This is a genomic window from Bacteroides sp. (assembly GCF_052357945.1).
In the GTDB taxonomy this organism is placed as follows: Bacteria; Bacteroidota; Bacteroidia; order Bacteroidales; family Bacteroidaceae; genus Bacteroides.
The window spans coordinates 1-10,528 of the sequence record NZ_DAWCXD010000155.1 but is presented as its reverse complement, the minus strand read 5'-3'; the positions used below and the strand labels follow the sequence as shown (position 1 = coordinate 10,528).

The 10,528-nt window shown below is 42.2% G+C and carries 9 protein-coding genes; all 9 read right to left on the bottom strand.

Annotated elements, in window-relative coordinates:
* Positions 1-526, bottom strand: a 526-nt coding sequence (locus ACT8YW_RS19520) for a DUF3417 domain-containing protein (protein ID WP_444106858.1), incomplete at its 3' end; no start/stop codon positions are given.
* 36 nt (positions 527-562) lie between these two features.
* Positions 563-2,224 (bottom strand): glycogen/starch synthase, encoded by a 1,662-nt coding sequence (locus ACT8YW_RS19515; RefSeq protein WP_444106857.1) that lies wholly within the window; start codon positions 2,222-2,224, stop codon positions 563-565.
* A gap of 202 nt (positions 2,225-2,426) precedes the next feature.
* Positions 2,427-2,891, bottom strand: a complete 465-nt coding sequence (locus ACT8YW_RS19510) for a V-type ATP synthase subunit K (RefSeq protein ID WP_004316776.1) — start codon at positions 2,889-2,891, stop codon at positions 2,427-2,429.
* A gap of 75 nt (positions 2,892-2,966) precedes the next feature.
* Positions 2,967-4,784 carry a V-type ATP synthase subunit I gene (locus ACT8YW_RS19505; RefSeq protein WP_444106856.1) on the bottom strand — a complete coding sequence of 606 codons (1,818 nt, stop codon included), beginning with the start codon at positions 4,782-4,784 and terminating at the stop codon, positions 2,967-2,969.
* Complete coding sequence (locus tag ACT8YW_RS19500) at positions 4,781-5,386, bottom strand: V-type ATP synthase subunit D (protein ID WP_004297640.1); 606 nt, start codon at positions 5,384-5,386, stop codon at positions 4,781-4,783. Before ACT8YW_RS19500 ends, ACT8YW_RS19505 begins: the two co-directional genes overlap by 4 nt.
* Before the next feature lie 106 nt (positions 5,387-5,492).
* Positions 5,493-6,821 (bottom strand): V-type ATP synthase subunit B, encoded by a 1,329-nt coding sequence (locus tag ACT8YW_RS19495; protein ID WP_004297639.1) that lies wholly within the window; start codon positions 6,819-6,821, stop codon positions 5,493-5,495.
* 29 nt (positions 6,822-6,850) lie between these two features.
* Positions 6,851-8,611 carry a V-type ATP synthase subunit A gene (locus tag ACT8YW_RS19490; RefSeq protein WP_444106855.1) on the bottom strand — a complete coding sequence of 587 codons (1,761 nt, stop codon included), beginning with the start codon at positions 8,609-8,611 and terminating at the stop codon, positions 6,851-6,853.
* 17 nt (positions 8,612-8,628) lie between these two features.
* Positions 8,629-9,471, bottom strand: a complete 843-nt coding sequence (locus ACT8YW_RS19485) for a DUF2764 domain-containing protein (protein WP_008999645.1) — start codon at positions 9,469-9,471, stop codon at positions 8,629-8,631.
* 11 nt (positions 9,472-9,482) lie between these two features.
* Entirely contained in the window at positions 9,483-10,073 is a 591-nt protein-coding gene (locus tag ACT8YW_RS19480; protein ID WP_008999644.1) for a V-type ATP synthase subunit E family protein, read from the bottom strand.
* Positions 10,074-10,528 lie beyond the last annotated feature (455 nt).

Below are 10,528 nucleotides of genomic sequence, written 5' to 3'. Positions count from 1 at the left end.
CTTCGTAGTTGGCAATCTGCTGTCCATCCATAGACAACGTTTGAGTAAAGTAGCCGTAACGATACAAGAAGCCTACCGCACACAAATCAACATTGCTGTCGGAAGCCTCTTTCAGATAGTCACCAGCCAATACACCCAGACCACCGGAATATATTTTCAGGACGCTGCTCAAGCCATATTCCATACTGAAATAAGCGATAGATGGGCGTTGCTCATCCGGCTTCACATCCATGTAATCTCTGAATTTCGTATAAACTTCATTCATTCTTCTTAGAATCACTTTGTCTTTTGCCAGCGCTTCCAGCTTTTCATAGCTCATACGTTCTAACAACAGTACTGGATTCTGTCCACATTCTTTCCAAAGTTCCGGATCTAGATCTCTAAACAGTTCAGTCGCTTCAAAATTCCATGCCCACCAAATGTTGCGTGCGATTTCAGACAACTTCTCCAACTCTTCCGGTATACGTGATTTTACAGTAACCTCTTTCCAGTTGGGAGTATTCACATTACTAACTTTGATTTTCATAATGTTTACGTTTACTTATTGATAAATAATTCTTTCTTAACTCAACTGACGCTTCATAGCATTGCGCAAGGCAATGTCATAAGCCTCATAGTAATATTGTATAAAGTGCTTCCATAAAGCCTGTTCTGCCACTTCGGCAGCACGCTTACGGATTTCCTTCACTTCTTTCTCCGTCTTATCCGCAAATAACGTAATCGTATCTTTAATACCATCCGCTACTTCCGAATAATTATAGTCCGAACGATGCAGCACTTCTACTCCATCATTAATGCCATGCTGGTTCTTCAGGCTGTTTACCCAAAGTCCGAATCCTGCCAGATCAGTAGTGATTGTCGGCACATGGAATGCTACACTTTCCAACGGAGTATATCCCCACGGTTCGTAATAAGAAGCATAGACACTCAAATCCTGTCCCAACAATATATCATAATATTCTTTATTCATGATGCCATCACGACCATTCAGATAACAAGGTACAAAAATCACTTTTACCTTATCTTCCGGACGATTGCCCATTCCCAGATATTTCAACATATCCAACACCTGGTCATGAGTCATATTATGCAACCAATGAGTGATAAATGGTACTTCGAGCGGAGTGTCAAACTTCTCCTTGCTCTTCAAACGTCCCTGCAAATCTTCACGGGGGTCTCCTACCCAACCGGGTACATTGATGAATGCCAAAACATTCTTATGCAAATTCTTATCCCTGTTCAAGCGGTTTAATGATTCCAAAAATACATCAATACCTTTATTCTTAAACTCATATCGTCCACTGGTTCCGACAATTAACGTATCATCACCCAGATTTGTTCCCAATAATTTATTCGCTACATTGAGCATCAAAGCACGCGCACGTTTACGTTTTCCGGTAAATGTGCTTCCTTTCGGTACAAAATCATCTTCAAAACCGTTCATCAGAACAACATCTGCCGGTTTATCCAGTAATTCCTTACACTCATTATTGGTTATTTCGCTCACTGTCGTAAAACAGTCTACATAATGTGCAGTCTGTTTTTCAATCGAGTGTTTCGATTGCATGTTCAGTTCTTGCGCCATCTGGTCGCCATTATAAGCAAACAGATAGTCGTACAACGGTTTATGATTACCGGCAATAGAACGACCGATAGAAGTAGCATGGGTCGTAAAAATAGTAGCCACCTCCGGCACAGCTTCCCGTACATAAAGTGCTCCCATTCCAGTCATCCATTCATGCGCCTGATATACCACCTTATCCGTTTCTGTCAGGTTGTAGCGATAGAAACTCTCCACCACTCTTCCCGCAGCGTATGAAAACATAGAAGCTTCGTCGTAATCGCCATAAGCGTGCAACGAATCTACTTGATAACGATTCCACATTTCTGTGTATATATCGTCTTTCTTTTCAAAAAAAGGTTGGAAATCAACAAGAATGACTATGGGTTCACCGGGGATATTCCATCGTCCTATACGGACAGAAAGTTCGTCTTTCTCAAGTGCATGCTTTTTCCAGGCAGCACATAGGTTATCCGACTCGATGAATAGAGAGTTCTCTTTTCCTTGCCACACATCAGGACCTATGAAGAAAATTCTGTCGCGGAACTTTTCCTGCAATGTATTTGCCCGTGTCGACAAGACGGTGTATATCCCTCCCACTTTATTACATACTTCCCAGCTGGACTCGAAGATATAATCGGGGGTTAATAAATCTTTTACCATATAATATATTAAAACTCTTTTTAGTATGCGAGTGCAAAAGTACACATTATTCTTTGAAAAATAATACTTTATGCGAAAAATATGAGTTAAGAAGAGGAAAGAAACGTTGCCCTATAATGAAAAAAGAATATCCCCTTGCACATGCAAAGCTGCATGTACAAGGGGATTGAAACTCCTTTATAGGAAATATTCTTGCTAAAAATTATGCAACGAGTGCACTACCGATCAAGAAGGTTGCAGCCAAAGCAACGATTGCATAAAGCTCGGGGAATACAGCAAGAATCAACGTATTACTAAATACATTGTGTCCCTGTCCGATAGCTGCAATACCGTTTGCACAAACCTGTCCCTGACGGATAGCGGAGAATAAGGCAACCAGTCCTAAAGCAATACCTGCACCAAGAACTGCTGATGCCTGGATAGCTGTAATTTCAGGAGTCAAAATGCCGAAGATAGTCTGAAACATGAAATAACCGGCAAAACCATAAAGACCCTGTGTACCCGGAAGGGCTGTCAATACCAGGAAGTTACCGAATGCACTATCATTCTTCTTCAATGCTCCGATGGCAGCATTACCTGCAATAGTTACTCCGTAAGCACTACCGATGCCAGACAAACCAACCATAATCGCGATGCCAATGTAGGCGATAAACAAATTCATTTCCATAATCTTATTCTATTTTTTATTGTTTAATTCTTAAAATATTAATTCTCTATTTCTAATTTTTAATCTTCAGTTTTTTTAATTTCTGAACGGTTTGTACTCTTTACCGCCTCCTTCATATCCGGAGTTCTTGAAGAACTCAACGAACGTCAGACGCATCGGGTGAACCATTGCACCCAGCACATTCATGAAAATATTGATTGCATGACCGATCACGAAAATCAGCACCATTACAATCGGACCTGCTATTACATTATCCGGACTCATACCTACTGCCAGACTGTTGAACACTCCCGCCAGAATACCTCCGGAAAGTCCGAGGGCAAACAGACGAACGTAAGACAAAACATCTCCGAGCAAACCGGTAACCATGTTGTATGAATCCCATAATCCCAGTCCGATATTCAGGAAAACATTCTTTCCCGGACTGTTATAAAGGAAAATCATAGCAGCCGAAACACCCAGGATTATCAAGTGCACCGTGCTTCCCATCGGCATTACGTCCGGTAACAAAGCTGAAACTGCCATTGAAACCAGCAGGATGATCCATCCGATAGTTGCCACAGCATATTTGAAACCAAACTGAATCGTCTGATTCACAGCCTTCAGCACCATACCGAATAGAATCTGGATAGCTCCCAATATCAACGATAATTGGAACATATCATTGTTATCCATCAGGACAGCATGTTTCAGGCGTTGAATAATCGGCCAATCCAAATCATAGATATTCGCTCCGAAGAACGTGCCAGTCAGCAAACCGCAGAAGAACGTTGATACCGCTAAAACCTGTATCAATGAGAGGATTGACTTCATTGACGGGGTTACTTTCTTCGCCATCAACCGATAGGCCGTAGCTCCCAGGAACAGGAACAAACCATATCCGGAATCTCCCAGACAAAGTCCGAAAAAGACCATAAAGAATGGGGCAAAGAACGGCGTCAAGTCCAACTCATTATACTTCGGAAGCATATACAGCTTACAGATCGGTTCGAACCAAGCAAAGAATCCCTTATTATTCAATCGAATAGGAACATTATCGCCCGGCATCGGATCGGTAATCTCATAATATACATGTGCGTCATTCAAGTAAGCCTCTATTTCCACTTGACTGAATGCAGGTGCCCATCCTTCAATTAACATCAGTTTGTCACCGGCAGTCTGTTCGGAACTTAACACCACCTTAGAGAACTCAATCTGGCTTTGCAACTCTTTCAGAGCAGCCTTCAAGGAAGGAATTTCCGTTTCGGAAAGCGTAACCAGCTTCTTTTCATTCTCTTCAACGGCCTGTTCGGTCGTATTGTAAAGCGTTTCAAGGTGCGCCAAAGAGTATGCAGGTAATTTCGCCTGTTCTACATCCAAATCCACTTCCTGCCCGCCTTTCGTCAGAGTCACGAAGAATACTTTAGAAGAAATGCGGTTCACAATCATTGCATTGTATTCCGTTTCCCACTCTTCCTTGTAATTTCCTTCCGAACAGCTATAAAAACCGATTACATAACCGGCATTTTTCAGCTTCTGAACATTATCCGGTTCAAAGTTACCCCAGGCTTCCAGCGCTTCTTTCTCTTTGGCATAGCTTTGCAACTGCTGCGACAGCTTTCCATGCTCTGTTTGCAGGGCATCCACTTCGTCCAGCACTTGCATACCACGGGCAGCCGTTCCACCTTCCGTAGCAATTACAGCATTCTTTTCATGCTTCTGATTCTGAAGCAACTTCAAGGTAGCCGCCAAGCGATTGGAAAGACGAATATTCTCCTGCAACTCCGTGTTATCAGCAGCCCCCTGTTGTTTCTCCACAATATGGACTACCCCAAGTTCACGCAGACTGTTCAGGAATTCTTCATACTCTTTGTGATAAACCAGGAATGTGAGTTTCTTCATTTTTGTAATCATGCCTCTACCTCCTTCCTTTTTTCTTGATGGGACTTCATGATCTTTTGCGAAGATTTCGACAGGTTTTCTTCATCTTCCATGAATCGTTTGATCTTTCGCAATGCATCCTGATAGCCCGGTATCTGCACCTTCTCAAAAAGGTTCACCTTTTGAGTGGTCTTTTTCCTTGCATGTTCTAACAAGTTCAGCTTGGCGAGCATAAATTCACGTTCAATTGCCGTATGAGCCAGCTCTTCCAATAGATGGATACCGTCGGCATACCATTTGGGAGCATTAAACATACTGTACGGACGTATCTCGAATTCTACATTTTCGAGCAACGGTACGCGCACACCCGCAATCTTTTTCACGCCAAGATGAACATCATTCACCTTTATTAATGAAGCGTCAAACTCATTCCAAAGGGCGAACATGGCTTCATAGGCTTGAATTTGTTGTTCGAGCCTATCCTCCAGATCGGCAGCTTCCGTTTTACAGCGTTTTACTTCCATGCGGAGGGCGCTTTCCTTATTCTTAATAATAGGAAGCGTACGCACCCGCACTTTCAGTTGCTTTTCGAGCTGCTGAAGAGAGGTTTTGTTATATTGAAACTTTATAGCCATTCGTTGATTTACTAATTTAACAATTTACGATCAGACGATTGAAATTACTTCTTATAAACATATATAATCTGTCCACTATCATCCTAATAGCAAATCGTCTAATTGTCTAATTATTTTGTTTCGGCCAGTATTGATCCACCAAGTCTTTCTTGATATTCACTTCTTCCGGACGGAAATATTTACCGAACAAGCCCCAGGCAACATCCAGCATTTCAGTAGTATCAAGATTGACATCAATAGCCAACAACTGATTGGAATAGTCCTTCGCAAAAGCCAACGTACGTTCGTCGTAGTTAGTCAGGTCGAAACCATTTTCCATCTTCGTCTTAGCATTAGCGGCATCGGCATACAGACGTACAGCGGCATTCATCACTTGCGGATGGTCCTTACGTGTCTTCTTACCGGTTACCAGCTGTTTCAAACGAGACAATGAACGGAACGGGTCAACAATTACCTTACCGATATCACTATCACGACGCAGGAACAACTGACCTTCAGTGATGTAACCTGTATTATCAGGCACAGCGTGCGTAATATCTCCACCAGACAAAGTAGTCACCGCAATAATAGTGATTGAACCGCCGGAAGGAAACTGCACCGCCTTTTCGTAAATCTTTGCCAAATCCGAGTAAAGCGATCCCGGCATAGAGTCTTTCGAAGGAATCTGGTCCATACGGTTAGATACAATTGCCAACGCATCCGCATAGCTCGTCATATCCGTCAATAGTACCAGCACTTTCTCATTATTATTTACTGCAAAATACTCTGCAGCAGTCAATGCCATATCCGGAATCAACAAACGTTCTACCGGAGGATTTTCGGTCGTATTCATGAAACTCACGATACGGTCCAGCGCACCTGCATTAGAGAACACATTCTTAAAGTACAGGTAGTCGTCATTTGTCATACCCATACCTCCGAGGATAATCTTATCCGTTTCAGCACGTAAGGCTACGTTTGCCATTACCTGATTAAAAGGCTGATCGGGGTCGGCAAAGAACGGAATCTTCTGACCCGATACCAGTGTATTGTTCAAGTCGATACCGGCAATACCCGTTGCAATCAGTTCCGACGGCTGTTTACGTCGAACCGGGTTCACAGACGGACCGCCAATTTCCACTTCCTGTCCCTCAATGTCCGGACCTCCATCAATCGGATCACCGAAAGCGTTGAAGAAACGTCCGGCCAGCTGCTCACTCACTTTCAATGTAGGCGATTTGCCGAGGAATACTACTTCGGCATTGGTCGGAATACCCTCCGTACCTTCAAATACCTGCAAAGTGACATCGTCACCGGCAATCTTTACCACCTGTGCCAGTTTACCGTCCACGGTGGCAAGCTCGTCATACCCAACTCCTGTCGCTTTCAGCGAACAAGTAGCCTTGGTAATTTGAGTAATCTTGGTATATATCTTTTGAAAAGCTTTTGTTGCCATCTTTGATAATTAAAATTATAAATTAAAGATTATGAATTGACACTTCTTTCGGCAATCAATTCCTTCAGTTGTTTCTGGAATCCTTCATACTGTTCCGATTTGAACTTCGAGTAGTTCATCTGCTTACAGACATTAATCATCTTCTTGAAGTAGTCCATTACTTCGTTGAAGTTGTCAAATTCAAATTCTGTATGACAGATGTCGATAATCATGTTCAGAATGTCTTCCTGACGTTCCATCGGAGTCACCGCGTCAATTTCATCAAAAGCATCCTGTTGCAGAATAACAAAGTCAATCAATTCTGATTTCCAGAAAATCACATGATATTCTACCGGTACACCATCATCACCGAGGATATTGATCTGTTCGGCAATTTCCTTACCGCGCTGTAAACGGGTTTTCAGTTCGTTTACCTTTCCAATCCATTCATCGTTGATATGATCTTTGATATACTCCTCAAATTCCGGATATTCGATATATTTTGAATAAGAATCAATCGGATTCACTGCCGGATAGCGTTTCTTATCCGCACGATCCTGTTCCAAAGCATAAAAACAACGAGCTACTTTCTTCGTATTTTCAGTCACCGGCTCCTTCAAGTTACCACCCGCAGGAGATACCGTACCGATAAACGTAATAGAACCCGTTTCGTCATTACTTAGTTTTACATATCCTGCACGACCGTAGAAGTTGGAGATAATAGCCGAAATATCCATCGGGAAAGCATCCGGCCCAGGCAATTCCTCCATACGGTTGGACATCTCACGCAAAGCCTGTGCCCAACGGGAAGTAGAATCCGCCATCAACAAGACTTTCAATCCCATGGAACGGTAATATTCCGCCAGTGTCATTGCTGTATATACAGATGCTTCACGGGCAGCTACCGGCATGTTGGAAGTATTCGCAATGATGATAGTGCGTTCCATCAACTTACGTCCCGTATGCGGGTCTACCAGTTCGGGGAACTCGGTAAAGATTTCCACCACCTCATTAGCACGTTCACCACAAGCCGCAATGATAACGATATCCGCTTCCGCCTGTTTAGAGATAGCGTGCTGAAGCACTGTTTTACCAGTACCGAACGGACCGGGGATAAATCCCGTACCACCTTCCACAATCGGATTCAGCGTATCAATCACACGTACACCAGTCTCCAACAATTTGAAAGGACGCGGTTTCTCCTTATAATTCGTCATCGCACGTTTCACAGGCCATCTCTGAATCATAGTCACAGGAATATCATTTCCTTCTTCGTCTGTCAGGATGGCAATTGTATCTTCTATCTTATAATCACCTTCCGGCATGATTGTTTTTACGGTAGCCGTTCCTTTCATAGTGAACGGAGCCATAATTTTCAACGGCTGGAAGTTTTCATCCACCTGTCCCAACCATGCAGAAGCCTGCACTTTGTCGCCTACATTCGCCAAGGGTACAAAGTGCCATACACGTTCTTTATCCAACGGATATGTATATTGTCCTCTTTTGAGGAAAACTCCATCCATCTTGTCGAGGTCATTTTGCAGACCATCATAGTTTTTCGATAGCATACCCGGGCCTAATGTCACCTCAAGCATGTGTCCTGTAAATTCGGCTTCGGCGCCCACTTTCAGTCCACGTGTGCTTTCAAACACCTGGACATATACATGTGAACCTACAACCTTAATCACCTCCGCCATCAACTTATCGCCACCGGTCGAGATATAACAAATCTCATTCTGAGCTACCGGTCCATCAACGACGAGGGTCACCATGTTGGCAATAACGCCACTAACAGTTCCTTTTGTTGCCATATATTTTTTTTATTTTATTATCTGAATTCTGCAGGAATCTGCACTTCGTTCTTCAGCGATTCGATAATGCTTCTGAACAACTGATTACCTCTTTCCTTATCCAGTGAAATCCACCGTTCAATCATTTCCAGCTTCAGCAGGAAAGCGAAAATACGTTCGATAGTGAAATAGTCGAAGAAAATAGCATCCTCCATCCAATTCCACCGCAAAGCATCCAACTTCTTCTCACGCTCCACCAGTTCTGTAATCTCACTGATTTTCACTAACGATTCAAACACATCCACCTCACCAGACAATCCGAAATCGCGGGCACTCGATGTACGCAATGCTTCGCATACTTCCGTATTTCCCACAACGTTGGAAGCAATATCCCATTTAAATTTACGGCTAGTAAATGCAACAAGAATATTATTGATGTTCAGGTTGAATTCAAACCAGGCAGAAACGAACTTATTCCCACAGTTCATCGCATACTCATAATATAGAGCAGCCAGATGATCTTCGTGCAAAACCGTACTTTCAGCCGGAGTATTCAGATAATCAGTAATAAAAGTGGATAGATAGACCGGAAATTCTTTAGGACTGATTTCTCCGCCTTCTCTCAGAATAGAAATATATTCAGAGAGTTCTTCAGCAGAGTAGTTTCCCCGTTTGTCGATTTCCGCTTCTTTATCTTTGAGAAGTTTCAGCACATTTGCATTATCAAACTTCAGATAAAACAAGTCAATCAACTTCTGGTCTGAAGCAGACAATCCATCGTAGATTTCAGTTTTAAAATCGGCTACTGTATAGCTCAGTTTGCTGTCTTCCAACGAAAGTTCCGGCAAACCTGCTACCAAGTAATAGTACTTACTACTCATAGTCGCTTCTTTTAAAATAGCATTTCTACTAATTGAGGACGCAAGAACGCTTTGAAGTAATTCATGAATTCTTCTTCTCCGAAGTTCACCTTATACGAACCGTCCGCCGGAGAAACAGTGAACAGAGTTTTGATACCATTTACTTGCTGAATGGTCACCCCCTTGTCTAATAAAGCTTTTGCATGAGCTGCAAAATACTTTTTCAGTGATTCCGCATCGGCTGTTGAGATGACGATAGGCTCGTCTACACTCCATTTGGATGCCAATGCTACGATAAACGCATTCAGATAATCTTTATCCTGAGCGAAATCTTTCACGGAAGCGGTTATCAACTTGTCAGTTACCATTGTAGCCACCTCAGATTTGAGTGCATTCACAGCCTGACCGGCAAATAGTTTTAACTCTGATTTAGTATTCTCTGCCAACTCATCAGCAGATTTACGAGAGGAGTTTACAATTGATTCTGCCTCCTTGCGGGCATCCTCAATGATTTTCTTAGCTTCTTCCTGAGCATTCGCGATAAGTCTCTGCGCTTCCTCGTTTCCTTTTTCCACGCCTTCACGATAAATCTTATCGGTCAACTCTTGAATTTTGTTTTCCATATTAACAGGAGAATTTAGTATTATTACTATATTAACTTAACTGTGTGTCCTTTATCTGATTCTCGCCAAATTTACAAAAATCAATTTGATAAAAAAGAGAAAGAAGAAAAGAAAAAGAACCGTTTGCGAAAAAATCACAGTCCTACACCTATTTTGTTCCGATTTAGTCCTTTTCCTATTACTAAATGACACATTTACCGGATTTTTCAAGCCGGTAAACAAATATAAGAAATCCAAAAGACATTTGGAAACATGTAGATACTTAAAACGGCAAATGGGATATTAATACAAGATTAAATAACAAAAGCTATCGGTATTTCACCAAATTCATAAAAAACAGGAAAACAAGCTGGCGGAAGTTGAATATTAATAAAAACAGAAGTGATAAAAAACAGAAAGCCCCCTTGACTCAAAATGAATCAAGGGGCTTCTTAAAAACGGCGGCTACCTACTCT